Here is a 24,872-nt window from a genome sequence, read left to right on the forward strand (position 1 = left end):
GCAACGACAATCAAAGGAGACAACTCATGTGGTATTTCGCCTGGATTCTGGGTGCGGGCCTCGCTGCAACGGTCGCCATCCTCAACGGCATGTGGTTTGAAGCGCGCGAAGCAAACAAGATCGATGCAAACCGCTGAAAAACACTGTGAAGGTATTGCCAAAACGCCGGACTGAGCGTATCTTTCCGGCTCCCTTCGCGGGGTGTAGCTCAGTCTGGTAGAGCGCTACGTTCGGGACGTAGAGGTCGCAGGTTCGAATCCTGTCTCCCCGACCAAGGGTCGAAACTAGCCTGGAACAACGGCAACGTTGTCCAGGCTTTTTATTCGCCGACACGCAGGTGTCGGAAGTCAACGCATCACGCCCTGCAGGCAGCGTTGGCTGAACAAAATAACTTGCAGGGCACGAGGTTCACCGCTATCATAGGCGGCTCCTTCGGGGTGTAGCTCAGTCTGGTAGAGCGCTACGTTCGGGACGTAGAGGTCGCAGGTTCGAATCCTGTCTCCCCGACCAATTTGACAAAAGCCGGCCTCTGGTCGGCTTTTGTTTTTGGTGGGTTTCAAGCGACGCCACCCACCGCGTCGGAGTAAGCCATGTCCACGCCCGCCCCCTCCCTCATCCGGCACCCCCTGTTCAAGGGCCGCCTGCTGGCATTTGTCGCCATCGTGCTGGTCTCGGCCAACCTGCGCAGCGCGGTTACCTCGCTGACGCCCCTGCTGGACCGGCTCGGCCACGTCTTTGATTTCGGCAGCACCATGACCGGCGTGCTCGGCATGATGCCGACTGCCGCCTTCGCCGTGTTCGGCCTGGCCACGCCCCGCATAACCCGAGCCATCGGCCTGGAACGTACCGCCGTGCTGACCATGGTGCTGGCCACCATCGGCCTGCTGCTGCGCGCGTTCTCCGGCAATGTCGGCATGTTGCTGCTGGGTTCTGCCATCGCGCTGGCCGGCATGGGCATGGGCAACGTGGTCGTGCCGCCGCTGGTGAAGCGCTACTTCGCCGACCATGTTGGCACGCTGAGCACGGTCTATATCTCGGTACTGCAGGCCGGCACGATGGTGCCCGCACTGCTTGCTGTGCCCGTCGCCGATCAGTTCGACTGGCGGGTCTCGCTGGGCATGTGGTCGCTGCTGTCGGTGGCGGCCCTGCTGCCGTGGATACTGCTGGCACGCAGCGCTCCGCGCGTTGACACAAGTACTGCCACTGCCTCCGCAGAGCATGCCGCCGGCCGTGTGTGGAAGACGCAGCTGGGTTGGGGCATGGCGCTGATGTTCGGCATGACCTCGCTCGGCACCTATTCGCTGTTCACCTGGCTGCCCAAGGTGATGGTGGAAGCCGGCGCCAGCGAATCCTTCGGCGGCGTGATGGTGGCGGTGTACTCGGCCATCGGCCTGTTGCCCTCACTGCTGGTACCTGCGCTGGCGGTGCGCATGCGCAATCCATTCCCGATTGCGGTGATGGTGTTCGTACTGAACCTGATCGCCTTCGCCGGCCTGCTGTGGGCGCCGATGAGTGCGCCACTGCTATGGGCGGTGATCGCCGGCCTGGGCCCATCCACCTTCCCGCTTGGCCTGACCCTGATCAATCTGCGTACCCGCAGCCAGGCCGGTTCGGCGGCCCTGTCCGGCTTCATGCAGGGCGTTGGCTACAGCCTGGCCAGCCTCGGCCCGCTGCTGTTTGGCTGGCTGCACGGCGTGAGCAATGGCTGGACCTGGTCGTTTGCCTTCCTCGCCTGCTGCTCGGGTGTACTGCTGACAGGCGCCTGGTTCGCCTGCAAGCCGCAGCAGCTTGAAGATCACTGGAAATGACTGATGATGAAAAGCCGCCGATTCGCATCGGCGGCTTTTTTTATCTGCGGAATCTAGCTGTGCGTCCAACGCAGCCACATAGCCCGGGCAGGCGCAACGCGTCCGGGACCACCGGCATGACCTCTTTGATCATTGGAACCCCGGGTGCGCTGCGCTTAACCGGGCTACAACAGCTGGCTACTGCGGGGTTTTTGCTGGGTGCCGCACCTGGCCCTCGCCGCGCACCACGAAACGTTCGACCGTCAATGCCTCCAGGCCCATCGGCCCATAGGAATGCAGGCGCGTGGTGGAGATGCCAATCTCCGCACCCAGCCCCAGCTCGCCGCCATCGGAGAAGCGCGACGAGGCGTTGACCATCACCACCGCCGAACGCAGTGCGCGCACGAACGCCTCGCCATGCGCCGGAGTGCCGGTGGCGATGACTTCGGTGTGATCGGAGGTATAGGTCTGGATATGGGCGATGGCCGCAGCCATGTCCGGCACGATGCGGATCGCCAGGATCAGATCCAGGTACTCCGCAGCGTAATCATCTTCAGTCGCGGCGTTGATGCCCGACAGCAAGGCCTGGCTGGCCGCATCGCCGCGCAGTTCGACACCACGCTCGCGCAGTGCCGCCGCAGCCAATGGCAGGAACTGCGGTGCGATATCCGCATGCACCAGCAGCGTTTCCAGGGAGTTGCAGGCAGCCGGTCGCGTCGTCTTGCCGTCAATGAGCAGGTCCACCGCCAATTGCAGATCGGCGCTGTCATCGACGTAGAGATGGCAGACGCCCTTGTAATGCTTGATCACCGGCACGCGTGCGTGCTCGGCGACAAAGCGGATCAGCCCCTCACCGCCGCGTGGAATCGCCAGATCGATGATGTCGTTGAGCTGCAGCAATTCCAGCATGGTCTCGCGGCGCAGATCTTCCACCAGGGTCAGCGCAGCGTCTGGCAGGCCGGCCTCGCGCAGGGCGCGCTTGAGGCTGGCGGCGATTGCCGTATTGGAATGGATGGCTTCCGAGCCACCGCGCAGGATCACGCCGTTGCCGGCCTTGATGCACAGCGCAGCGGCATCTGCGGTCACATTGGGCCGCGCTTCGTAGATCATCGCGATCACGCCCAGCGGCACCCGCACCTTCTGCACGCGGATGCCATTGGGACGCGCGTAGTCGCGGGTGACCTCGCCTACCGGATCAGGCAGGGCCGCAACCTCGCGCAACGCCTCGGCGACGCCGTGCAGTCGCTCCGGGTTCAAGGCCAGGCGATCAAGCATCGCGCTGCCCACGCCCTTGTCACGCGCCGCCTGCAGGTCCTGTGCATTGGCCGCAAGGATGCCGTCGGCATCCGTCTCCAGCGCATCGGCCATCGCCCGCAGCAGCGCACTGCGCGCCTCGGTGGACAGCTGAGCCAGCTGTTGCGCGGCGTCGCGGCATTGCAATGCCAGTTGGCGGATATCACTCATGTCCTGCCCTGTTATTGATCAAGAAGTGGCTTACAACAACACCAGGTCATCGCGATGGACCACATTGTCGCCGTAGTTGTAGCCGAGGATGGATTCGATTTCGCGGGTGTGGTGCTGACTGATGCGGCGGATGTCGACGGCGGAGTACTGGCTGACGCCGCGGGCGATCTGCTGATGGCCCTGTGCATCGAACAGCCGCACTTCCACCATGTCGCCGCGCCGGAACTCGCCTTCCGCCCCTACCACGCCACCGGGCAGCAGCGAGGCGCCCTTGTCGCGCAGCGCCCGCGCCGCGCCGGCGTCGATCAGGATCGCGCCGGGTTCCAGCGGCGCGTGCTTCAACCAGTATTTGCGCGCAGCAATGCGCGACTGCCCGGCATGCAAGCGCGTGCCGTGCAGGCGCCCCTGCGCCAGGCTACGCACCACGTCGCTGTTGCGACCATTGAACAGGAAGGTATCAATGCCGGCGACACCGGCCTTGGCTGCCGCCTGCAGTTTGGTATGCATGCCACCGGTGCCGACCGCACTGCCAGTGCCGCCGGCCATGGCCATGATTTCCGGCGTCAGCGCGGTGACTTCGTTGATCGGCTGTGCATCCGGATGGCTGCGCGGGTCGGCGGTGTAGAGACCGTCGATATCGGTGGCGATGAACAATGCATCGGCATCCACCAAGGCGGCGACGATGGCGGCAAGATTGTCGTTGTCGCCGAGCTTGAGTTCGTCCACCGACACGGTGTCGTTTTCATTGATGACCGGCAACGCGCCCAGGGCCAGCAGCTCGTTGAGCGTGGCGCGCGCATTGAGATAGCGGCGGCGGTTGCGCAGGTCGTCATGGGTCAACAGCACCTGCGCGACCGGACGCTCGAAGAAGCGCTGCCACAACGCGATCAGCTGCGCTTGGCCGAGCGCGGCCAAGGCCTGTCGCGCGGCCATCGCCGCACCGGCTTCAGCGGCCTTCGGCACGATGGCGCGCCCGGCGGCGACCGCGCCGGATGAAACGATCACCACTTCCCGCCCTGCCAGCACATTGGCCGAGACGAACTGCGCCAGCCCCAATGCGAAGCGTGGGGTCAGGCCACCGCCATCAGCCGCCAGCAAGCTGCTGCCGACCTTGAGTACGGCACGGCGCCACTGCGGCAGCGCTTGTTCGGTGAACGGCGAAAGCGAGGACTGGTTCATGGGATCAGCGGGTATTCCACTCATGGACGGTCAGCTCGGAACTGCCGTGGATGGCCAGCGGATCGGTAGCGACGATGGCCTTGGCCTGTTCCAGCGTATCGATGTTCTTCAACACGTAGGCGCCGCCACTGCCGCCACTGAAGCCGCCGGTGAGGTGCAGGCGGTCATCGGCGCTGAGCGCGTCGAGAAACGCTATGTGTGGGCCAATCACCGCGTCATCGAAGGATGGCTTGCGCATGGCCATTACCAGGTAGAGCTTCATTGCATTCTCCTTTGCCGCATATGACACCACGTGGGAGCGAAGATGGCGCATTTGCTTTCGCTTGGAACTTGCTTGGTGGGGCTTTGGCTTTGGCTTTGGCTTTGGCTTTTGGCTTTGGCTTTTGGCTTTTGGCTTTGGGCTTTGGGCTTTTGGCTTTGAGCTTTTGGCTTTGGGCTTTGGGCTTTGGGCTTTGGGCTTGGCTTTGAGCTTGGCTTTGGCCTTCGGCTTCGGCTTTGACTTTGACTATCCCTTCTCCCGCTTGCGGGAGAAGGTGCCCGAAGGGCGGATGAGGGGAGCTTTTAACGTTGCTTGCTGGAAGCCCCCCAACCCAACCCGTCCAGGCCGTTCAGCTAGGGCAGCCTTAAGCCATAGCGAGAGCCCCACCCTCATCCGCCCCTATGGGGCACCTTCTCCCGGTGGGAGAAGGAAGTGCGGAAAATAGCGAGAGCCTTACCCTCATCCGCCCCTGCGGGGCACCTTCTCCCGGTGGGAGAAGGAAATGCGGAAAATAGCGAGAGCCTCACCCTCATCCGCCCCTGCGGGGCACCTTCTCCCGGTGGGAGAAGGAAGTGCAAAAAACGGGCGCCTTGCAGCGCCCATGTTCAATCCATCAGCCCTGCAGCGCGCTCCAGCGTGCTGCCAGCTCTTCCAGGCGAAGATCCGCTGCCGCACCTGGCGACACGCGTGCCGCCAGGCTGCCCTCAGGCGTACGCCCCTGCCCTGCCGTATCCGACGCAGCCGCTGCGGCCTTGTATGCATCACGGAAAGGCACACCGGCGACTGCGGCTTCCACCGCCACGTCGGTTGCATACATACCCGAATCAATCGCAGCGCGGATGTTGTCGTCGCGCCAATCCAGGTTCGACAACAGCGCCGGCAGCAGCTCCAACGCGGCCAGCCCACGGCCAAAACCGTGCACGATTGCCCCCTTGGAATTCTGCAGATCGCGCTGGTAGCCCGAAGGCAGCGACAGCAGCTGCTCGATCTCGGTACGCGCCGCAGCGATGCTGGCATGGGTGGCGCGCATCAACTCGATCACGTCCGGGTTGCGCTTGTTTGGCATGATCGAACTGCCGGTGGTGTACTGCGCCGGCAGCGCCACGAAGGCAAACTCGCCGGTCGTGAACAAGGACAGATCCCAGGCGATACGGCGCAGGTCCAGGGTGGCGCCGCCCAGCGCCTCCAAGGCGGCCAGCTCGAACTTGCCGCGCGACAGCTGCGCGTAGATCGGGCTGATCTGCATGCGAGCGAAACCCAACGCTGCGGTGGTGTGCTCGCGATCCAACGGCAGATTGACGCCGTAACCGGCCGCGGTGCCCAGCGGATTGGTATCGATCAGCGCACGCGTATCGCGCGCACGGATGGCGTTGTCGATGAAGGCCTCGGCCCAGCCGGCCCACCACATGCCCGCCGACGACACCACGGCGCGCTGGATATGCGTATAGCCCGGCAACGGCTGCAGCTTTTCAGCGGCCGCACGGTCCAGTGCCACCTTGGCCACTTCGGTGCTGATCTGCGCAACGCGCTCCAGCTTGTCCTTCAGCCACAGGCGGGTGGCCACCAGGATCTGGTCGTTGCGGCTGCGGCCGGTGTGGATCTTGCGGCCGGCATCGCCCAGGCGTTCGGTCAGGCGTGCTTCGATCGCCGAATGGCAATCCTCGTACTGCTCGTCCAGCACGAAAGCACCGCTGCGGAAATCATCGGCAAGTACGGCCAGCTCGCGCTTCAGCGCGGCCAGTTCATCGGTGCTGAGAATGCCGATGTGCTGCAGGCCTTCGGCATGCGCGGCGCTGGCCTGGATATCGTGCAGGAAGAACTCGCGGTCCAGGATAACGTCGTCACCAGCCAGGAAGGTCTGGATCTTCGCGTCGACCGCGACGCCGGGTTTCTGCCAAAGCAGGTTGGTCATGAGGCTCTCTCGACTGTAACGGTGGGCGCGGCGTCATCCGCCTGCGCCCGGGCGATGAATCAATGCGGGATGGCGGTCAGCTCGTCCAGCCCCAAGGCGCGGTTGAGGTTCTGCAGGGCCTGCGTGGCGGCTCCCTTGAGCAGATTGTCCAGCGTCGCCACCACCACCACGCGCTTGTTGCCCGGAGCCATGGTGAAGCCGCCGATCTGTACGCCATGGGTGCCGGCAATGCGGCTGACCCACGGTGCCTCGTCAACCACTTCGATCAGGGGCTCATTGGCATAGCGCTGCTGGTAGGTGGCCATGATCTCTTCGCGGCTGCGCGGCTGCTGCAGCCACAGGTTGACGGTCATGGTGATACCGCGGAAATGCGGCGCCACATGTGGCATGAATTCCACCGGCACGCCGAGCTGGGTGGACACCTCGCGCTCGTGCACATGATTGGTCAGCGCGTACGGCATCAGGTTGTCGCGCAGCAGCTCCTGGTTGTTCTTGTCCGATGGCGTGGTGCCGGCGCCGGACCAACCGGAGACGCCGAAGCACACCGGCGGGCCGGCCAACTGGCTCAGCAGCGGCGCGATCGCCAGCTGCATCGCGGTGGCATAGCAGCCCGGGTTGCTGATTCGCTTCTGCCCTGCATAACGTGCGCGGGTCAGCTCCGGCAGGCCGTAATACCAGCTGTTGTCGAAACGGTAATCGGCCGACAGATCGACGATCACGGTGTCCGGCTTGCCTGCATCCAGGGCCGCAACAAAGGGTTCGCCCTTGCCGTTGGGCAGGGCCAGCACCACCGCGTCCACACCCTTGGCGGCAACCGCCTCCGGACCCAGGCTTTCGTAACGCAGCTCGCCGCTATAGGCGTCGTTATGGTCGGCCACGCGCTGCCCGTCCAACTCGCGTGAGGACACGAACGCAAGCTCGATACCCGGGTGCGCGGCCAACAACCGGATCAGCTCGGCGCCGGTGTAACCGCGCGCGCCAACAATGCCTACCGAGAATTTTTTGTCAGTCATTTATGCGAATCCAGAAGGAATTGCAGGTGGGCTTTCACCGCCGGCCATTCCGTGTCGATGATGGAGAACACCACGGTGTCGCGGCGCGACCCGTCGGCGTGACGCTTGTGGCTGCGCAGTACGCCGTCCTGCTTCGCGCCAAGGCGGGCAATGGCAGTGCGCGAAGCGTGATTGAACCAGCTGGTCTCGAAACCGACGCTGATGCAGCCAAGGGTTTCAAAGGCATGGTGCAGCAACAGGCGCTTGGCCTCGGTGTTCAGGCCGCTGCGCTGCACGCGCGGGCTGTACCAGGTGTAGCCGATGTTCAGGCGAGGCACGTCGGCTTCAAGCGCGTAATAACGGGTACTTCCAACCACCTCGCCATTGGCGTCCCTGACCACGAAAGCCAACACGCGGCCCTGCGCCTGCGCCTCCAGCGCGGCCACCGCGTAGTGGCCGGCGTGCTCGGGCGTAGGCACGTTGGTGTACCAGCAACGCGACAGCTCACCGTCGCCCAAGGCGCGCTGCAGTGCCGGCACATGGGCAAGTTGCAAGGGCTCCAGGGTGACGTGGCGGCCCTTCAGGATCGGCACCTGCCCCCAGTGTCCGGCGCTGGCCAGGTCGGTGCTCACCCCTGCAGACTCGGCTTGCGCTCGCCGCAATGTGCGACGTAGCCCTTGATGCTGTCGAAGTCGTTGGCACCGAACCAGAACACCTTCCAGTGGTCGAGCTTGTAGCAGCCGTCCGACTCGGAATAATAGAAATGGTTGACCGGGTTGCCGTTGCGCGAACGCCAGAACAGCTGCGGGGTTTCCTCCAGCATCACGTTCCACACCGCGCGGCCCAGGCCTTCGCCCTGCGCGTCATCGAGCACGGCGAACTTGTCCAGGTACACGCCTTCCGCCTCATCGGTGAGCACCACGGCAGTGCGATAGTTCTCACTGACATAGGCACGCAGCAACTTGGTCTTCTCGAAGTAATCCGGCACCAGGGTGCGACCGAAGCTCGACTCGATCAGTGTTTTCAGGCGTGCGGTATCGAGCTGGTCCCAGGACGTGGCCTTCAACACCTTCTCGCCACGGCGCACCAGCGTGCCCGATCCCTTGTGTGTGAACAGCTCCTTGGCCAGGTCGGCCGGGCGCGTGATCGACACCGAGGATTCTTCCGGCAGACGATCCAGCAGGTCCTTGATCTGCTCGATCTTGACCCGCATGCCGCCATGGATCCACGGCTGCTGCATCAACTGGTCGTATTCGGTGGACAGGTTGATCGAGTCGATCAGCTTGCCCTCTTCGTCCAGCAGGCCGCCGGTGCCGGTCAGGAAGATGATCTTGTACGGCTGCAGTTCCTGCACCAGTTCATTGGCGGCGAAATCGGCATTGACGTTGAGAATCTGCCCGCTCGGGGTTTCGCCCAGGCTGGTGATCACCGGGATCGAGCCGGCACGCAGGCTGGCTTCGATCGGTGCCAGATTGACCTTCTTCACCTCACCGACCAGACCATAGGTATCCAGATCCAGGTACTCGGCTTCGAACACGCCGCCGGTGATGGAGGTCGCACGTGCACCATTCTGCTGCAGGGCTTCAACCAGTTTCAGGTTGGACTGCTGGAACACCTTGCGCACGATCGCCAAGGCTTCGGGCGAGGTCACGCGCAGGCCGTCGATGGTCTGCTTCTCGATGCCGGCAGCGGACAGCTCGGCATCGAGCTGCGGACCGGCGCCGTGCAGCACGATCGGGGTCAGGCCAACTTCCTGCAGGAACGACAGCGACGAGGTCAGCGCTTCCAGATCGTCGCGCAACACCGCGCCACCGACCTTGACCACGGCAAAGCGCTTGGCATCAAGCTGCGAGAAGCGCTTGAGGTACTGGCTGATTTCCTTCGCACTGGCCATGCTCGAAAGCAGGCGGACGATGGTCTGGCGGGTCTGGCGGTGCGGCTGCATGGCTGGGGACATTGCTTGTATCTACGTAGCGACCCTTGGGGTCACGGAAAAGAAGCCGGCGACGAACCGCCGGGCCACGCGCGGCTCAGGCGCCGCGTTGCAGGATCTGCAGCACCGATTCGGCGTAACGCTGCAACTGCTCCAGCGTCACGAACTCATCGGCGGTGTGGGCCTGGGCGATATCGCCGGGGCCGTACACCATGGTTGTGTAACCACCGGCCGAGAACAACGACGCCTCGGTCCAGAAATCCACTGCGTTGCCAATCGGCAGGCCCAGTTCGTCGGCGATGTCGCGCGCGGCCAGACGGCGTTCTTCGGCACGGGCGATATCACCGGACGGCAGGCTGGGGCCGCGGAAGGTTTCTTCAAAATGCGCCGCCTGCGGCTCGGCGAAGCTGGCGAAGGTGCCAAGCAGCGCATCGATATCCATCGACGGCAGCGGCCGGAAACCAAACCGCAGCTCGGCTTCGGGCGCGATCATATTGGCTTTGATGCCACCTTCGACGCGGCCGATGTTGAAACGCAGACCGGTCAGGCCGCCAAAGCGCGCATGCGCCAGCGACTCGACGTGGTCCAGCGCCTTGCCGCCCCAACGCATGGCCTGGTGCAGCGCACTGGCCGAAGGATCCTGCTTGCCGGAAGCATGGCCGGCGCGGCCCTGGAACTTCATCAGCACCGAGCTGATGCCACGGTGCGCGAGCACCGCTTCGCTCATGGTCGGCTCGGCGACGATCACCGCTTCATACGCGATGCCGCGCGCCAGGAAGGCGGCGATGCAGCGCGGGTCGTTGGCTTCTTCGTCACTGGAGAACAGGAATGCAGCATCGCCATCGGTCAGATTGGCGGCGGCCACCAGCGCGGCGGCAGCGCCCTTGATGTCGCAGACGCCGAGGCCGACAACGCGGTCGTCCAGGCGCCGCATCACGTGCGGATCGGCCGACCAGTGCGGGGAATCCGGTACGGTGTCCAGATGCACGTTGAACAGATATCTGGGGTTGCCGCGCACCGCGTAAAAGCTGACCGCACCGGCGCCGTGGTCGATCACTTCGACATTGAAGCCCGGCAAGTTGTCGCGCAGGTAATCAAAGATGCCGCCGGTGGTGATGGCACGCGGCGGATTGCGGGTGTCGTAGGACACCAGCTTTTCCAGGTGATCGAGGGTGGATTGGAGCAGCTTGGTCATGGTGGGCAGCAGGTAATCACAGCAATGATCGAAAGGCTTCCTTCTCCCGCATGCGGGGGAAAGTGCCCGAAGGGCGGATGGGGGAGCTTTTGCTTTGCCGGTTTTGCTTTCAGAGTAAAAAAGACAGAAGCAAGAGCTCCCCTCACCCCAACCCCTCTCGGGAGAGGGGCTTCAAGCGGCGGGCTTTGCGCGCTTAGCGGTTCACCTGCGCGTACAGCGTGGAGCTCATGCCGAACAGCTTGATGAAGCCTTCGGCTTCTTCCACGCCCCAGTCGGCCGACTGCGCATAGGTTGCACCCTTGGCGTTGAGGATGTGCTCCGAACGCACGGCCACCGCGTCAACGCGGCCACCACGGGTTTCCAGCACCACTTCACCGGTGACCTTGGCCTGCGAGGACTGCAGGAAGGCTTCGATGTCGGCCTTGAGCGGGTCGTGGTAGAAGCCTTCGTACACCAGCTCCACCCACTTGCGCGCCACTTCCGGCTTGAAACGGTTCTGCTGCTTGGTCAGCACGGCATCTTCCAGCGCACGGTGCGCGGCCAGCAGCGAGACCAGGCCAGGGGCTTCGAATACGATGCGGCCCTTCAGGCCGATCACGGTGTCGCCGGTGTAAACGCCACGGCCAACGCCATACTGGGCGAACAACTTGTTGAGCTTGGCCAGGATCTGCTCACCCGGCAGTGCCTTGCCGTCCAGCGCGACGGCTTCGCCCTCGACGAACTTCAAGGTGACGGTCAGCGGTTCCAGCGGCCACGCATTGCGCGGTGCGCACCAGCCGCGGGCACCTTCGCCCGGGGCTTCCCACTTGTCGATCTCACCACCGGACATGGTCAGGCCCAGCAGGTTCTCGTTGATGGTGTAGGCCTGCTGCTTGGCACGCACGCCGAAGCCGCGCGCTTCCAGGTACTTCTGCTCGTAGGCGCGGGTCTGGGTGTGTTCTTTCTGGATTTCGCGGATCGGCGCGACGATCTGGTAGTCGCCCTGGGCCTTCACTGCCAGGTCGAAACGCACCTGGTCGTTGCCCATGCCGGTGCAGCCGTGGGCGATGATGTTGGTGCCCAGCTCGGCGGCGCGCTTGAGCGCAGCGTCGACGATCAGGTAACGGTCGGACACCAGCAGCGGGTACTGGCCCTGGTAGCCCTCACCGGCCCACACGAACGGCTTGACGAAGCCGGACCAAATGGCCGGGCCACCATCGACGGTGACGTGGCTGGTGACACCCAGCTCGGCGGCACGCTTCTCGATGAAATCACGCTCTTCGGCATCCACGCCACCGGTGTCGGCGAACACGGTGTGCACGTTGTAGCCGCGCTCCTGCAGGTAAGGCACGCAGAAGCTGGTGTCGAGGCCGCCGGAGAAGGCGAGGACGATGTCTTTGCTCATGGGGAAGGAATCTCTGCTTTGGTTCTTGAGCCCCTCCCCCACCGGTGGAGGGGTTGGGGAGGGGGTTGGCGAATAGGAGGATGCATCGGGAGTGAGGAGCCCTGCCCTCACCCCAACCCCTTTCCCGTCGGGAGAGGGGCTTCAAGCATTACTTGCCGATCACTGCGGCCATGATCGCCTTCTGCACATGCAGGCGATTCTCGGCCTCGTTGATTGCAATGCATTGCGGCGAATCCATCACGCCGTCGGTGGCCTTCACATTGCGGCGCAGCGGCAGGCAGTGGCTGAAAACGCCATTGTTGGTCAGCGCCATCTTGGCCTCATCGACGATGAAGTGCTTGTACTGGTCACGGATCGGCTTTTCCGGCTCCCAGTTGCCGAAGAACGGCAGCGCGCCCCAGCTCTTGGCGTAGACCACATCGGCGCCGGCATAGGCGGTCTGGATGTCATGGCTGACCTGCAGCGAACCACCGCTCTCGGCCACGTTCTGCTCGGCCCAGCCCATGTAGCGCTCGTCCAGGATGTAATCCGGGGTCGGGCACAGCAGGGTCACGTCCATGCCCATGCGGGTGGCGATGGTCAGCGCCGAGTTGGCCACCGCGGTGTTCAGCGGCTTGGGGTGGTAGGTCCAGGTCAGCACGTACTTCTTGCCGCGCAGGTCGTTGGTGCCGAAGTGTTCCTGCAGCGCCAGGATATGCGCCAGCTCCTGGCACGGATGGGTGATGGTCTCCATGTTGATCACCGGCACCGGCGAATACTTGGCAAAGCTCTTGAGGACCTGGTCCTCGCGGTCCTTGCTCCAGTCCACGAACTTCGGGAACGCACGCACGCCGATCAGGTCGACATAACGGCCCAGCACCTTGGCCACTTCGGCAATGTGCTCTTCGGTATCACCGTCCATCACGGTGCCGAGGTTGAACTCGATCGGCCACGCATCCTTGCCCGGCTGCAGCACCACGGCATGCCCGCCCAGCTGAAACGCGCCCAGCTCGAAGCTGGTGCGGGTACGCATGGACGGGTTGAAGAACACCAGGGCGATCGACTTGCCCTTCAGGTCATCACCCAGCTTGTTCTGCTTGAACAACGCCGCCTGGGTGAGCAGCGCGTCGAGTTCGGCGCGGCTCCAGTCCTGGGTGTTCAAAAAGTGCTTCAGAGACATCGATCCTTCCTTTATTGCGGAAAACCACCGTCGCCGGTGGGCGGATGCGCTAATGCGCGGCTCATTGCGTTTGAAACTTTTACCGAACCAGAAACGAAAAAACCCAGCCTGGGCTGGGTTTTCCGAACAGACAGCACGAAGCTCCGGTCACCCAGCGAATATGTGGGATTCCGGTCGGCGGGCACGCGACGTCATGCCGGAGGCCATCCGGGCGGTGCTGCTTTCGTGCTGGAAGCTGGTGGCTTTCATCGTCGGCCATACTCGCACGCAGGTAAGGCCTGCGCAAGTGTCGCGGTGCAACATCACGGACCGCTGGTCGAGGCGGGGGCTGTCTGGCCAATATCCGGGGTGATCGACACCCGCAGCTTGAGCCGGTTACCGGGGTCTTCGGGCAGTCGCGAGCGGAACTTGATGCCCTTGTAGACGTAGTCCACGTCGTAGGCTATGGGCCGGCGGAACTCACGCCCTACCTCCACGATCTTGCATTCCGGGGTCAGCATCGCCGCTGCGCCGTTGCCGCCCTGCGGCGCAAGCGTGGTTTCTTCTTCCTGGCCTTCCTGATGGCTGAACATGCCGCGCACCGAGTCCCAGAAGCGGCGGAACCCGCCCTTGTCTTCCTCACCCTTGACCTGCACCGGCGCCAGCGTACGGGTGGACACCGGCTCGCAGTGCTCCTCGGTACGGCTGGCGCGCAGGGTCTGGAACACCGGCTCGACATTGAGCACCTGCGCATAGTCGTAGCGCACGTTTTCCATGATCACCACGCGATTGCGCTGCTCGGGTTCCTGCGCAAGCGCGGGCACGGCGGCGCCAGCCAACAGGCAGATCATCGACAGCAATGGAGCAGGTTTCATCAAAAGATTGGGCTAGGGCTGGTCGCGGGCAGTGGGTACTAGTGTAGGCAGCACAGCTGCCTAGGGCCTGAACATTACCCATCCGCACGCGTATTGCCCAGCCCGGGGATGCTCCGCCCGGCCCGGGCCGCTAGAATTGACAGGTTCGCTTACCCCCGGATTGCCATGACCCTGCGCCTGCACAACAACCTGACGCGGCAGCTGGAGCCGTTTGCTCCGCTCGACCCCGCCGCCCCCACCCTGTATGTGTGCGGCCCCACGGTCTACAACTATGTACATATCGGCAATGCGCGCGGCCCGGTGGTGTTCGGGGTGCTGGCGGCGCTGCTGCGCCGGCGCTATGGCAATCTGCGCTACGCCCGCAACATCACCGACGTTGACGACAAGATCAATGCCGCGGCCAAGGACCAGGGCGTGCCGATTTCGGCCATCACCGACCGTTTTGCCGCCGCCTACCGCGAAGACATGGCTGCGCTGGGCGTGATGCCGCCGGACATCGAGCCGGAGGCCACCGCGCATATCCCGCAGATCATCGCCATGGTCGAGCAGCTGATCGCCAGCGGCCATGCCTATGCCGCGCAGGGCCATGTGCTGTTCTCGGTCAGCAGCTTTGCCGATTACGGCAAGCTTTCGCGCCGCGATCCGGAGGAAATGCTGGCCGGTGCGCGCGTCGAGGTTGCCCCGTACAAGCGCGAAGCCGGCGACTTCGTGCTGTGGAAGCCGTCCAGCGACGACCTGCCCGGCTGGGATTCGCCCTGGGGCCGTGGCCGCCCGGGCTGGCACATCGAGTGCTCGGCAATGGCCGCCGCGCACCTGGGCCCGACCATCGACATCCACGCAGGCGGCGTCGACCTGCAGTTCCCGCACCACGAGAACGAGATCGCGCAGAGTGTCTGCGCCCATGGCGGGCAGACCTTCGCCCGCTTCTGGCTGCACAACGGCATGCTCAATTTCGACGGCGGCAAGATGAGCAAGTCGATCGGCAACATCCAGCGCGTGCATGACCTGGTGCGCCAGCATCCGCCGGAAGCGCTGCGCTATGCGCTGCTGTCGGCCCACTACCGGCAGCCGCTGGAGTGGTCCGATGCGCTGATCGAACAGTCGGTGCGCACCCTGGATCGGCTGTACGGCACGTTGCGCGACCTGGTCGATGTCGACGCGACCGCTGAAATCCCCGCCAGCGTCGAGGCTGCGCTGGAAGACGACCTCAACACGCCGCTGGCGCTGGCTGAAGTGGCGCGCATCGCCAGCGAGGCGCGCAAGGCTGAATCCATCGAAGACAAAACACGCCTGAAGCGTGAGCTGCTGGGTGCCGGCTTGGCCCTGGGCCTGCTGCAGCAGGCACCGGCCGACTGGTTCGGTCGCGGTGCCGAAGCCGGCGACGACGCCCGCATCCAAACGCTGATCGACGAACGCATCGCTGCCAAACAGGCGCGTGACTTCGCCCGTGCCGATGCCATCCGTGACCAGCTGGCCGCGGAGAACATCGTGCTGGAAGACACGCCACAGGGTGTGCGCTGGAAGCGGGGCTGAGGCCTCCTTCCGGGGCTTCGCCCCACCCTCTCCCCAACCCCTCTCCCGCAAGGGGAGAGGGGCTAAAGCGGAAGCTGCAGCTACACAATACTGCGTCAGTTTGCGGCGCACTGAGCCCCTCTCCCCTTGCGGGAGAGGGGTTGGGGAGAGGGGCAAGCAAACCTCGCCCCACCCAAGCCTGTCGCCACCAGGACGACAGGCCAGAACAGGAATCCCAATGATCAACTCCCCCTTCCCGCTCGAACCCACTCCCGCCGACGCCCAGGCCGCCATTGCCGAGGAATTCTCGTTCTTCGGTGACTGGTCCGAGCGCTACCAGTACCTGATTGACCTGGGCCGCAAGCTGCCTGCCTTCCCGGAAGAATGGAAGACCGAAGAACACCGCCTGCTCGGCTGCCAGTCCATGGTCTGGATCGTGCCCGAAGGCGACGCCGACAAGCTGGTGTTCCACGCCATCAGTGATTCGGCCATTGTCTCGGGCCTGATCTATCTGGCGTTGCGCGTGTACTCGGGCCGCTCGGCCGCGGAGATCCTGGCCACCGATCCGGATTACGTGTCCGCCATCGGCCTTGCCAAGCACCTGTCGCCGACGCGCAGCAACGGCCTGGCCGCGATGCTGGCCTTCATCCGCGATACGGCCCAAGCCAGGCAGTGAGCAACACCGGCTCCATCGCCGAACTGCTGCGCCGGCCCGGCTTCACCTGGCTGCTGCTGTACCGTATCGCTGCCATGCTGTCCTACCAGATCGTGGCGGTCACGGTCGGCTGGCACATCTATGAAGTCACCCGCAATCCGTTCTCGCTGGGCCTGATCGGCCTGGCCGAAGTGCTGCCCTATTTCTGCGTGGCACCTTTTGCAGGCTACCTGGTCGACCACCTGCCGCGCCGCAAGCTGGGCATGGCCGCCTGCCTGGGGCTGATTGCCACCGCCTTGATGCTGGTGGCCGTCGCCACCGGCTGGCTGCCCATCAAAGGCGTATGGCCGATCTATCTGGCGGTAGCGCTGACCGGCATGGTGCGGGCCTTCCTGTCTCCGGTGTACAACGCGCTGTTCGCCCGCGTGCTGGCACGTGAGCAGTTCGCACGCGGCGCCGGCTTTGGCACCGTCGTCTTCCAGGCTGGAATGGTGCTGGGGCCTGCGGTGGGCGGCGTGCTGGTCGCGGTGGGCGGCAAAGGCCTGTCCTATGGCGTGGCCGCAGTGATGGCGGTGCTGGCCTTGGTGGCCATGGCCTCGTTGAAGGTCAGCGAACCGGCACCGTCGCTGCAGCGTGCACCGATCTTCGCCAGCATTGCCGAAGGCGCCCGCTTCGTGCTGTCCAACCAGATCATGCTCGCCGCGATGGCGCTGGACATGTTTTCGGTACTGCTCGGCGGCGTGGTGGCGATGCTGCCCGCCTTCATCCAGGACATCCTGCATTACGGGCCCGAGGGACTGGGCATCCTGCGCGCGGCACCGGCGCTGGGCTCGATCTGCGTGGGCCTGTGGCTGGCGCGGCATCCGCTGCGCCGCAATGCCGGCAGGGTATTGTTGTTTGCGGTGGCCGGTTTCGGCCTGTGCGTGATCGCCTTCGGGCTGTCGCACAGTTTCTGGCTGTCGGCCGCGATCCTGCTGTTCTATGGCGCCTGCGATGGGGTGTCGGTAGTGGTGCGTTCGACCATCATGCAGTTGGTGACGCCGGATGAAATGCGTGGCCGGGTCTCGTCGATCAACGGCATCTTCATCAGCTCATCCAACGAGCTGGGGGCGTTCTATGGCGGCAGCATGGCGCGCCTGCTCGGCCTGGTGCCGGCGGTGGTGATTGGCGGCTGTGCGGTGTTGGGCGTTGCCGCCCTCACTGCCTGGAAGGCGCCGCAGCTGCGCAAGCTGGACAACCTGCAGGATCTGTAGGCAACCGGGGCCGGTAGTGAACCGGCCCCGGTAATCACACTCAGCCCCGGTGACGCCTCACGGCGTGTAGCTGCTGGCTTCGGCCTTGTCGAAGCCCTGCTGCGCGCGGATGTCCCGCGACGAGGCGCCCACCCGCAGGCTGTAGCGTCCCTTGTCGGCCACCCAGCGGCCCAGCTCAGGGTTGAACGAGGCCAGATCCCTGCCCTCGATCTGGAACTGCAGCACCTGCGACTGGCCGGGCTGCAACAGGGTGGTTTTCGCAAAGGCCCGCAGTTCCTGCGCCGGCTTGGGCAGCGGCGATGACGGTGCCGACACATAGACCTGCGCAACCTCGCGCCCGGCCACCTTGCCGGTGTTGGTGATTTTCACGCTGGCGTGAACCGGCCCCTGCGTGCCACCGTCCACCTTCAGGTCGCTATAGCTGAAATCGGTGTAGGACAGGCCAAACCCGAACGGATAGGCCACATCCACCTTGCGCGTATCGAAATGGCGGTAACCCACCCAGATGCTGTCGCGGTATTCCACTTCGGCCGCACGCGCGATCTCGCCGAAGATGGATTTATCGTTGGGATCCGGCCCCTGCAGCACCTTGCCGGGGAAGCCATCGGCGGCAGGGTAATCGGCGAGGTTGATGGCAAAGGTATCGGCCAGCTTGCCGGAGGGATTCACCGCGCCGGACAACACGTCGGCCACCGCGTTGCCAGCTTCCTGGCCGGGCTGCCAGGCCAGCAGGATCGCATCGGCCAGGTCCCTCCAGCTTGCCGTCTCCATCACTCCGCCGATATTGAGCACCACCACGACCTTCTTGCCCTGGGCATGAAACGCGGTGGAGGTGGCCTGCAGCAACGCGCGCTCGGTGGCGCTGAGCTGGAAGTCGTTCTCCGGCTTGCGATCGACAAATTCGCCCGAGCCGCGGCTGATGGTCACCACGGCCAGATCCTGCTGCTGCGCCAGCTGTGCCAGCTCGGCAGCTTCCACGGGCCGCTCCGGCACACGTGGCTTGGGCAGATACCACAAGGTAGTCGGCAGTTTCGGCGTCTGCTCGGCAATGTAGAGGGCGTAACGCTCGCCCAGCCCCGCCGCATTGCTGAAGCCGGCATTCTGCAAGCCCTGCAGCAGCGAGATGGCATAGGCCTTGTTGACGTCGCCACTGCCGGTACCGCCGGTGATCACCTCGTAACTGCCATGGCCAAGTATCGCCAGCCGCGAAGCCGCCGCCAGTGGCAGGGTCGCAGCATCGTTCTTGAGCAGCACCATGCCCTGGGTTGCAGCGCGCCGCGAGATCGTCGCATTGCCACGCAGGTCCGGTGCGTCCGAATGCGGCGCCTGCTTGTAGGCGCGGCTGCGCAGCACCAGCTCCAGCACCCGCGTCACATTGCGGTCGAGCACGCGCTGATCCAGCGTGCCATTGGCCAGTGCCGCACTCAGCACCTTGCGTTGGCTGCCAGTGCCGGGCATCAACAGCTCGTTGCCGGCACGCATCTGTGCAACCGCATCCTTGCCGCCGAACCAGTCGGTCATGACCAGGCCCTGGTAGTTCCATTGCGTGCGCAGCACGTCACTCAGCAGCCACGTACTTTCCGAGGTGTAGCTGCCGTTGAGCTTGTTGTAGCTGGACATCACCGTCCACGGCTGCCCTTTGTGCATTGCGATCTCAAAGCCCTTGAGGTAGATCTCACGCAATGCCCGCTCATCCACCCGCGCATTGATGGTGTTACGGTTCCACTCGTGGTTGTTCACCGCAAAGTGTTTCACCGAGGCGCCGACACCGCGGTCCTGCAGACCCTGCACCAGCGCGGCGGCGGTCTCGCCGGTCACCACCGGGTCTTCCGAGTAATACTCGAAATTGCGCCCGCCCAGCGGATAGCGATGAATGTTCATCGCCGGGGTGAGCATCACATCGATGGCGTAGGCAGCGGCCTCGTCGGCGATGGCCGACCCCACTTCGCGTACCAGCGCCGTGTCCCAGCTGCTGGCCAACGCACTGCCGATCGGGAAGGCCGTGGCATGGAAGGTCTTGCCCGGCGCGTTCTTGCGGGTCGGGTTGATACGCACGCCGGCCGGGCCGTCGGACAGCACCAGCGAGGGAATGCCAAGCCGCGGAACCGCTACCGTGGCGCCGGCGGCACCGGGCACGTGGTCATCAATGGCGCCCACCACCGGCGCCTGCATGTCATCCGGCAGACCAGGGAAAACCATGCCCTGGCCGGTCACCAAGGCAATCTTTTCCTCCACGGTCAGTGCCGCTACCACCTGCTGCAGCGGCGCCTGGCCCAGCTTGGGCAGCTCCTTGGCCTGCGCCGTGGCTGCCAGGGCCAGCGCCAGCATGATCCCGGCCACCATCGGCGCCAGTTGGTGCGTTCTCTGCATTGTTGCCATGCGGGTATCTCCTCGGGCGCCGGCGCTGTCGCGGGGCGCCCCATGCGTGAAAGTTGCGCCGTGTGTAAACGGGCGCGCGATTGCCTGCACACCGCAACCCTGGCCAGGACATGACCGGTGCCTATCGGTGGCGACTGTCTGTTGCATTGCAAATGCCACGGCCAACGCGATGGCCGCGGCCGGGGTCAGAACGAGAACGTCAACTGGCTCTGCAGGTTCATCGCGTCCGGGTGCTGCTGGGTGATCACCGGGTTGCGCGTATAGCTCAGCGTATTGACCCAGTAGATGCCTCGCGACGCACGCAACGCGTACGACAGCGAAGTACTGGAACTGAAACGCACCGGGTCCATGCCCTGGCTGCGCAGGTAGTTCACCGCGTCCTTGCTGACCTCGTTGCGGGTATAGCCGATGGACACCATGTCACCCGGTCGCTTGGCGAACGGCGCCAGGCTGTACAGCGTCAGCGCGTAGTCGGAACTGAAGATGTTGTGTTCCGGCGCCGCGTAATTGCCTTTCACGTTGAAGTACCAGCCGCGGTAGGGCATGTCCTTGTCGGGCTGGGTGAACTGGTAGTCGGCGATCAGGTAGTAGGCGTGGTTCTGGCCCTTCTGCCCGGGCTTGCTGAAATCGTTGTAGCGCGTGCGGTTGTACAGGCTGCCCTGACGGATCCAAGTCATGCGGGTATCGGCACTGGACGCCACGCGGTAGCCGATTTCATTGACGTAAATCGGCTTTGCGCCGTCCACGCTCCACTTCAACCCTGACGGGTTCTGCTTGCTGTCAACCAGAAACCCGTCAGGGCTCTGCGAGCGCGCCACGCCGAAGTGGTCGTAGAAGCGGCCATCCTTGGAATACAGACGGATATCGAAGCCGGGCACCGGCTTGAAGGCGGCCATGCCGGCCAAGTTGGGAATGATGCTGGTCGGACCCAGCGCCGAAGACGCGGTGCTGGCACCCAGGAACAGGCCAACGAACTGACCGAGCATGCCGTAGTAGCCGTATTGAATGCGCACCCGGCCTTTGGCGAACTCCTGCTGCACCGACAACTGCGCGACCGCCAGATCATCGTTCAACCCGGAATCGCGATAGACGGTGCGCCAGCTGTTGGCTTCGAATGTCAGCTGTGAGCGATCCCCCCACCAACCCAGCCGCGACAGATCGTAGGTGGTGATGGTCACCAGCATGCCGCTGAAACTGGGCCGTTGCCCGTTGTACATCTGTGGGCGGCTCTCCTGACCGCGCAGATCATAGGTTTCCGACGCACTGTAGAAACCCATGAACATCCAGCCCTTGTCGTAGAGCTTGGGGCGCAGGCCCAGCAGCGTCGGCGACAGGGTTTCGCAGGTGGTGATGATCGGCGACTCGGAACCGCGGCTGACAAACTCGTCGTAGTTGTGGCACGTGGGTTGCGCACGCGCGCCCTGACCATCGCCTGCGGGCAGTACCTGCTGCGCCGGATCGACGATGGCCGCATCACCCGCCGTTGCGCCCTCCACCTCGCCTTGTGGCGCTGCGTCGCTGGCTGCTGCGTTGTTTGATTCGGCGGCCTCCACCGCGGAGCCGCCCGCTGCGGTTTCCGCATGGGCCCAGGGTGCAAAAAATCCCAGGCAGCCTGCCAGCGCCGCCGCATTGAAGGCGATGCCCCGCCTGTTTCTACAGCACTTCTTCATTGCCTTGCCCTCCCAAAGTGATGGAGGACGGCCGATACCTCCGCGCCAGCCGCCCGCTCGCCTACCGTTGCGTGCAACCACTGATGTGACCGCGCGCTACCGCACCTCGGCGCCAGCCTTCTGCCTGCATGAGCGTGATCCGCGGGCCGGCCAGCTACGCTGGACGGCAATACCGTTGGCGCAATGGCCGGAAGGCCGAACGCCCTTGCCGCGATGTCGTTCACGATCATTTCCAGGCAAGCGATCCGCTGGTTGGCGTTCCGCCACCAAGCGATTCGCCGATGCGGCCGCAGTAAACCTACCTGCCAGTAGGTTTGTCAAAAACTGTGACGTGGGTACAGCAATGCGGCTTGCGGCGCAGGGCCTGAACGCGCATAAAGTGCGAAGCGCAGCCCAACCGAGCCCTGCTTTTGCCCACTCCGGCACCGACCTCCGCCGCCATTTCGCACGCACGCCGCCGCTCCCCAAAGGGCGAAAAGCGCCGCCAGCAGATCCTCGATGCGGCCATGCAGGTCTTCGCGCGCGACGGCTACAGCAACGCCTCCATCGGCGAAGTCGCGGTCCAGGTCGGGCTGACCCTGCCCGGCCTGCTGCACTACTTCCCCAGCAAGATCGACATGCTGCTGGCGGTGCTGGAGGTGCGCGACCAACGCAGCCCACGGCTGCCCGAATTCCCGCAGGGCCTGACCCTGGAGGAAGCGGTTGCGGGGCCGCCGGTGGCGTGGCCGGTGCTGCTTGAACAGCTGCGCGTGGTGAACCGCGCCAACACCGAGATCCCAGGCGTCATCAAGGCGTTCTCGCTGCTCAACGCTGAAAGCCTGAGCGAAGGCCATCCCGCCCAGGCATGGTTCGATCAACGCGCCGCGCTGATGCTGGAGCTGATCGCGCGCAGCGTGCGGCACGGCCAGCAGACCGGCGAGATAATCCCGTCGGTGGAACCTGCGCAGATCGCCGCCGAACTGGTGTCGATGATGGACGGCCTGCAACTGCTATGGCTGCGGCATCCGAACAAGGCGGATCTGGGCGGGCATTTCGAGCGTTACCTGGAACGCCTGCAGCGCGCCATCGCGGCGCACTGAACGACCGGCCTGGCGCTACTGCGCTGCAGCCCATTCGGCATACAGCCCCTGCTCGTCCTGCGGACGCAGCTGCTGCAGGCCGGATCCGGGCGCCTGCGGGCCCTGCGCAAGTCGCTGGTAGACCGCGCTGGTGGAAAGCCCGAAGGCCCGCCCGTCTTCGTTGTCGTAGGCAAACCAGGCCTGCTCGATGCCGCTGAGATACATCGCGGCCAGGCACATAGGACAGGGATGGCCGCTGGCGTAGATCACGCAGCCCTGCAGGCGCGGGCTGGCCAACGTGGCGCTGGCCAGCCGTATGGCGCGCATCTCGGCGTGATCGGTGGGGTCATGGCTGTTGTGAATGCCGTTGGCCGCCTCGGCAAGCACCTGGCCATCCTTGACCAGCACAGCCCCGAAGGGCCGGCCACCGGCGGCGATGTTGCCGCGGGCCAAGGCCAGCGCGCGGCGCATATGGGTTTCTGCGGGCATGGTTTTCTCCAAAAGAAAACCCCGCCGCAGCGGGGTTTTCGGGTGACAGCAGACGGATCGATCAGTCGCCCTGCTGCTTCTGCAGGTGCTCCCAACGCTCCTGCGCATCAATCGTGCGCTCGGCGGTGAGACGGGCTTCCAGGCGATCCAGACCGATGTCTTCGCCGGTATCGACGCAGAAGCCGTAATCACCGGCTTCCAGGCGCTTGAGCGTGCTGTCGATCTTGCCGATCAGCTTGCGGTAGCGGTCGCGGGTACGCAGTTCCAGCGAATTTTCAGTCTCGCGGGTGGCACGTTCGGCTTCATCGCCGATGTCACGCACTTCGTCGCGCAGGTTTTCGATGGTCTGCTTCGATTCCTCGACCAGGTCCGCACGCCAGTTCAACAGGCGCTGGCGGAAGTACTCCTGCTGCAGCGTGCTCATGTACTCCTCATCTGCACTGGGCTTGTAGCCGGCGGGCAGGATCGGACGGCCAGTGGCCTCATCGGTGTCGTATTCGACAACCTTGTACTTGCTGCGCGGTGCCGGAGCGGTCGAACGCGCGGTTACAGCAACTGCAACCTTGCCCACGGGACGGACGGCAACAGGAGCAGTGGATTTGACGGGAGTTTTGACGTTGGATTTCGAAACAGGCACGGGATTCTTGGATTGCGGGGCCTTGGCCGTTGGGGCCGGCTTGGCAGCAACCGGCGCAGGTGCCGGAGCTGGGGCCGTCTTGGCGACTTCGACCGGGACAGACTTGGCCGCCGCCGGCTTTGCAGCTGGCTTCGGTACGGACTTGACCACGGGTTTGACAGGAGTCTTGGGCGTTTTGGTGGCTGCAGGTTCGGCCACCTTCTTGACGACAGGCTTGGCAACGGGCTTGGTGGCCTTGGTAACCGGCGCAGCTGCCTTCTTGGCAACTGGCGCGGCAACCGGCTTGGTCACCTTTTTTACCGCCGCCTTCTTGGCAGCAGGGGCCGCCTTTTTAGCCACTACCGTCTTAACCGCAGCCTTCTTGGCTACGGGCTTGCTGGCAGCAGCTGCCTTCTTGACCGGCGTTTTCTTGGCAACCGCCTTGCTGGCGGGCGCCTTCTTCGCTGCCGGCTTGGCAGTCTTGGCCACCGGCTTGCTTGCAACCGGCTTGGACACCGCCTTCTTGACTACAGGTTTGGCGGTTTTCTTGGCGACCTTGACGGCCTTTTTTGCAGGTTTTTTAGCAGCCACGAAACGCTCTTCCTTGTTTCCCCCGGGGCCCGGGAAAGCGGGCCTTTATAGCCTACCCGACCAGCAGCAGCAACCGCGCCGGGCACCGTATGTGAACGGATGCCCGACCCGTGCAGACCGGTCCGGTGGCGTCACCGGACCGTTTCGCGCAGTTCGGAACGTAACCAGGCGCGCCATCGCCCCTGGCTGGCAGCGGAAAGCACGGAGTCTTTACCGGCGCCATCCCGCATCCTGCGACAAATCCTGCTCGCTTGCCAAGTGGCTTATCATTTGGCGGTGATCGGCCGCCTCCTCATTGCCGTACTGCGCTTCTACAAGCGCTTCATCAGCCCCCTGCTCGGGCCGCGCTGTCGTTTCTATCCCAGTTGCTCGGAATACTCCATGGACGCGATCCGCATACACGGGCCGCTACGGGGGTGTTGGCTTACCCTGCGCCGACTGGGGCGCTGCCACCCGTTCCATCCGGGTGGCTTGGATCCGGTTCCGGGGCGCGCCGATTCCCCTTCTTGCCGCTGTACAGGAAAACACTGA

At 64.4% G+C, this 24,872-nt stretch carries 22 protein-coding genes and 2 tRNA genes; 9 read left to right on the forward strand and 15 right to left on the reverse strand.

Going from position 1 to position 24,872, the window contains the following annotated elements; genetic code table 11:
• The first annotated feature begins 26 nt into the window (after positions 1-26).
• From cydX to BCV67_RS02255, 4 genes are all read left to right on the forward strand, one after another.
• Positions 27-137, forward strand: coding sequence for a cytochrome bd-I oxidase subunit CydX (gene cydX, locus BCV67_RS02240; RefSeq protein WP_057626132.1), 111 nt, complete (start codon positions 27-29; stop codon positions 135-137).
• Positions 138-197: 60 nt separating this feature from the next.
• Positions 198-274: transfer RNA gene (locus tag BCV67_RS02245), tRNA-Pro, on the forward strand.
• Between the two features lie 159 nt (positions 275-433).
• A tRNA-Pro gene (locus BCV67_RS02250) sits at positions 434-510 on the forward strand.
• Between the two features lie 80 nt (positions 511-590).
• Positions 591-1,808 (forward strand): CynX/NimT family MFS transporter, encoded by a 1,218-nt coding sequence (locus BCV67_RS02255; RefSeq protein WP_062166293.1) that lies wholly within the window; start codon positions 591-593, stop codon positions 1,806-1,808.
• 177 nt (positions 1,809-1,985) lie between these two features.
• Here BCV67_RS02255 and BCV67_RS02260 read toward each other — a convergent pair whose 3' ends face one another.
• The 11 genes from BCV67_RS02260 to BCV67_RS02310 all read right to left on the reverse strand — a co-directional run bounded on the left by BCV67_RS02260 (position 1,986) and on the right by BCV67_RS02310 (position 14,118).
• Positions 1,986-3,251 (reverse strand): glutamate-5-semialdehyde dehydrogenase, encoded by a 1,266-nt coding sequence (locus BCV67_RS02260; protein ID WP_062166294.1) that lies wholly within the window; start codon positions 3,249-3,251, stop codon positions 1,986-1,988.
• 30 nt (positions 3,252-3,281) lie between these two features.
• Positions 3,282-4,430, reverse strand: coding sequence for a glutamate 5-kinase (gene proB, locus BCV67_RS02265; RefSeq protein WP_062166295.1), 1,149 nt, complete (start codon positions 4,428-4,430; stop codon positions 3,282-3,284).
• Positions 4,431-4,434: 4 nt separating this feature from the next.
• Complete coding sequence (locus BCV67_RS02270) at positions 4,435-4,692, reverse strand: YciI family protein (RefSeq protein ID WP_062166296.1); 258 nt, start codon at positions 4,690-4,692, stop codon at positions 4,435-4,437.
• A gap of 610 nt (positions 4,693-5,302) precedes the next feature.
• Positions 5,303-6,601 (reverse strand): argininosuccinate lyase, encoded by a 1,299-nt coding sequence (locus tag BCV67_RS02275; RefSeq protein WP_062166297.1) that lies wholly within the window; start codon positions 6,599-6,601, stop codon positions 5,303-5,305.
• A 59-nt stretch (positions 6,602-6,660) separates the two neighbouring features.
• Complete coding sequence (gene argC, locus BCV67_RS02280) at positions 6,661-7,614, reverse strand: N-acetyl-gamma-glutamyl-phosphate reductase (protein ID WP_062166298.1); 954 nt, start codon at positions 7,612-7,614, stop codon at positions 6,661-6,663.
• On the reverse strand, positions 7,611-8,225 hold the full coding sequence (locus BCV67_RS02285; protein WP_231732437.1) for a GNAT family N-acetyltransferase: 615 nt from the start codon (positions 8,223-8,225) through the stop codon (positions 7,611-7,613). Before BCV67_RS02285 ends, argC begins: the two co-directional genes overlap by 4 nt.
• Entirely contained in the window at positions 8,222-9,550 is a 1,329-nt protein-coding gene (locus BCV67_RS02290; RefSeq protein ID WP_062166299.1) for an acetylglutamate kinase, read from the reverse strand. The genes BCV67_RS02285 and BCV67_RS02290 overlap by 4 nt, the downstream gene beginning before the upstream one ends.
• Before the next feature lie 73 nt (positions 9,551-9,623).
• Positions 9,624-10,721 (reverse strand): acetylornithine deacetylase, encoded by a 1,098-nt coding sequence (locus BCV67_RS02295; RefSeq protein WP_062166300.1) that lies wholly within the window; start codon positions 10,719-10,721, stop codon positions 9,624-9,626.
• A gap of 193 nt (positions 10,722-10,914) precedes the next feature.
• Positions 10,915-12,105 (reverse strand): argininosuccinate synthase, encoded by a 1,191-nt coding sequence (locus BCV67_RS02300; RefSeq protein ID WP_062166301.1) that lies wholly within the window; start codon positions 12,103-12,105, stop codon positions 10,915-10,917.
• A gap of 148 nt (positions 12,106-12,253) precedes the next feature.
• Positions 12,254-13,264: an N-acetylornithine carbamoyltransferase gene (locus BCV67_RS02305; RefSeq protein ID WP_062166302.1), complete on the reverse strand. Its 1,011-nt coding sequence runs from the start codon at positions 13,262-13,264 to the stop codon at positions 12,254-12,256.
• A 302-nt stretch (positions 13,265-13,566) separates the two neighbouring features.
• Positions 13,567-14,118, reverse strand: coding sequence for a hypothetical protein (locus tag BCV67_RS02310; RefSeq protein ID WP_062166303.1), 552 nt, complete (start codon positions 14,116-14,118; stop codon positions 13,567-13,569).
• A 165-nt stretch (positions 14,119-14,283) separates the two neighbouring features.
• On the opposite strand from BCV67_RS02310, the gene cysS reads away from it, so the two are divergent.
• The 3 genes from cysS to BCV67_RS02325 all read left to right on the forward strand — a co-directional run bounded on the left by cysS (position 14,284) and on the right by BCV67_RS02325 (position 17,538).
• Entirely contained in the window at positions 14,284-15,651 is a 1,368-nt protein-coding gene (cysS, locus tag BCV67_RS02315) for a cysteine--tRNA ligase (protein ID WP_062166304.1), read from the forward strand.
• Between the two features lie 217 nt (positions 15,652-15,868).
• A complete protein-coding gene (locus tag BCV67_RS02320) occupies positions 15,869-16,306 on the forward strand; it encodes a SufE family protein (protein ID WP_062166305.1) in 438 nt (145 codons plus the stop codon).
• Complete coding sequence (locus BCV67_RS02325) at positions 16,303-17,538, forward strand: MFS transporter (RefSeq protein ID WP_062166306.1); 1,236 nt, start codon at positions 16,303-16,305, stop codon at positions 17,536-17,538. Before BCV67_RS02320 ends, BCV67_RS02325 begins: the two co-directional genes overlap by 4 nt.
• 57 nt (positions 17,539-17,595) lie before the next feature.
• Here the strand turns inward: BCV67_RS02325 and BCV67_RS02330 are convergent, their stop codons facing one another.
• Positions 17,596-19,917 carry a beta-glucosidase family protein gene (locus BCV67_RS02330; protein ID WP_156455732.1) on the reverse strand — a complete coding sequence of 774 codons (2,322 nt, stop codon included), beginning with the start codon at positions 19,915-19,917 and terminating at the stop codon, positions 17,596-17,598.
• A gap of 185 nt (positions 19,918-20,102) precedes the next feature.
• The gene (locus BCV67_RS02335) at positions 20,103-21,587 is read right to left on the reverse strand and encodes a carbohydrate porin (protein WP_062166307.1); all 1,485 of its coding nucleotides are present in this window, start codon (positions 21,585-21,587) and stop codon (positions 20,103-20,105) included.
• 410 nt (positions 21,588-21,997) lie between these two features.
• Here BCV67_RS02335 and BCV67_RS02340 point away from each other — a divergent pair, with 410 nt between their 5' ends.
• Positions 21,998-22,666 (forward strand): TetR/AcrR family transcriptional regulator, encoded by a 669-nt coding sequence (locus BCV67_RS02340; protein ID WP_062166308.1) that lies wholly within the window; start codon positions 21,998-22,000, stop codon positions 22,664-22,666.
• A gap of 15 nt (positions 22,667-22,681) precedes the next feature.
• Here BCV67_RS02340 and BCV67_RS02345 read toward each other — a convergent pair whose 3' ends face one another.
• Together BCV67_RS02345 and dksA are read right to left on the reverse strand one after the other, a co-directional pair.
• The gene (locus BCV67_RS02345; protein WP_062166309.1) at positions 22,682-23,134 is read right to left on the reverse strand and encodes a nucleoside deaminase; all 453 of its coding nucleotides are present in this window, start codon (positions 23,132-23,134) and stop codon (positions 22,682-22,684) included.
• Between the two features lie 61 nt (positions 23,135-23,195).
• Entirely contained in the window at positions 23,196-24,341 is a 1,146-nt protein-coding gene (dksA, locus tag BCV67_RS02350) for an RNA polymerase-binding protein DksA (protein WP_062166310.1), read from the reverse strand.
• Between the two features lie 258 nt (positions 24,342-24,599).
• On the opposite strand from dksA, the gene yidD reads away from it, so the two are divergent.
• Positions 24,600-24,872, forward strand: a complete 273-nt coding sequence (yidD, locus tag BCV67_RS19915) for a membrane protein insertion efficiency factor YidD (protein WP_156455733.1) — start codon at positions 24,600-24,602, stop codon at positions 24,870-24,872.

It is taken from the genome of Stenotrophomonas nitritireducens (genome assembly GCF_001700965.1).
GTDB lineage: Bacteria > Pseudomonadota > Gammaproteobacteria > Xanthomonadales > Xanthomonadaceae > Stenotrophomonas > Stenotrophomonas nitritireducens_A.

Bases quoted from the DNA above. Each gene is read 5' to 3' on its own strand.
- cydX (WP_057626132.1), top strand. From the start codon at position 27: ATGTGGTATTTCGCCTGGATTCTGGGTGCGGGCCTCGCTGCAACGGTC.
- BCV67_RS02255 (WP_062166293.1), top strand. From the start codon at position 591: ATGTCCACGCCCGCCCCCTCCCTCATCCGGCACCCCCTGTTCAAGGGC.
- BCV67_RS02260 (WP_062166294.1), bottom strand. From the start codon at position 3,251: ATGAGTGATATCCGCCAACTGGCATTGCAATGCCGCGACGCCGCGCAA.
- proB (WP_062166295.1), bottom strand. From the start codon at position 4,430: ATGAACCAGTCCTCGCTTTCGCCGTTCACCGAACAAGCGCTGCCGCAG.
- BCV67_RS02270 (WP_062166296.1), bottom strand. From the start codon at position 4,692: ATGAAGCTCTACCTGGTAATGGCCATGCGCAAGCCATCCTTCGATGAC.
- BCV67_RS02275 (WP_062166297.1), bottom strand. From the start codon at position 6,601: ATGACCAACCTGCTTTGGCAGAAACCCGGCGTCGCGGTCGACGCGAAG.
- argC (WP_062166298.1), bottom strand. From the start codon at position 7,614: ATGACTGACAAAAAATTCTCGGTAGGCATTGTTGGCGCGCGCGGTTAC.
- BCV67_RS02290 (WP_062166299.1), bottom strand. From the start codon at position 9,550: ATGTCCCCAGCCATGCAGCCGCACCGCCAGACCCGCCAGACCATCGTC.
- BCV67_RS02295 (WP_062166300.1), bottom strand. From the start codon at position 10,721: ATGACCAAGCTGCTCCAATCCACCCTCGATCACCTGGAAAAGCTGGTG.
- BCV67_RS02300 (WP_062166301.1), bottom strand. From the start codon at position 12,105: ATGAGCAAAGACATCGTCCTCGCCTTCTCCGGCGGCCTCGACACCAGC.
- BCV67_RS02305 (WP_062166302.1), bottom strand. From the start codon at position 13,264: ATGTCTCTGAAGCACTTTTTGAACACCCAGGACTGGAGCCGCGCCGAA.
- BCV67_RS02310 (WP_062166303.1), bottom strand. From the start codon at position 14,118: ATGAAACCTGCTCCATTGCTGTCGATGATCTGCCTGTTGGCTGGCGCC.
- cysS (WP_062166304.1), top strand. From the start codon at position 14,284: ATGACCCTGCGCCTGCACAACAACCTGACGCGGCAGCTGGAGCCGTTT.
- BCV67_RS02320 (WP_062166305.1), top strand. From the start codon at position 15,869: ATGATCAACTCCCCCTTCCCGCTCGAACCCACTCCCGCCGACGCCCAG.
- BCV67_RS02330 (WP_156455732.1), bottom strand. From the start codon at position 19,917: ATGGCAACAATGCAGAGAACGCACCAACTGGCGCCGATGGTGGCCGGG.
- BCV67_RS02335 (WP_062166307.1), bottom strand. From the start codon at position 21,587: ATGAAGAAGTGCTGTAGAAACAGGCGGGGCATCGCCTTCAATGCGGCG.
- BCV67_RS02345 (WP_062166309.1), bottom strand. From the start codon at position 23,134: ATGCCCGCAGAAACCCATATGCGCCGCGCGCTGGCCTTGGCCCGCGGC.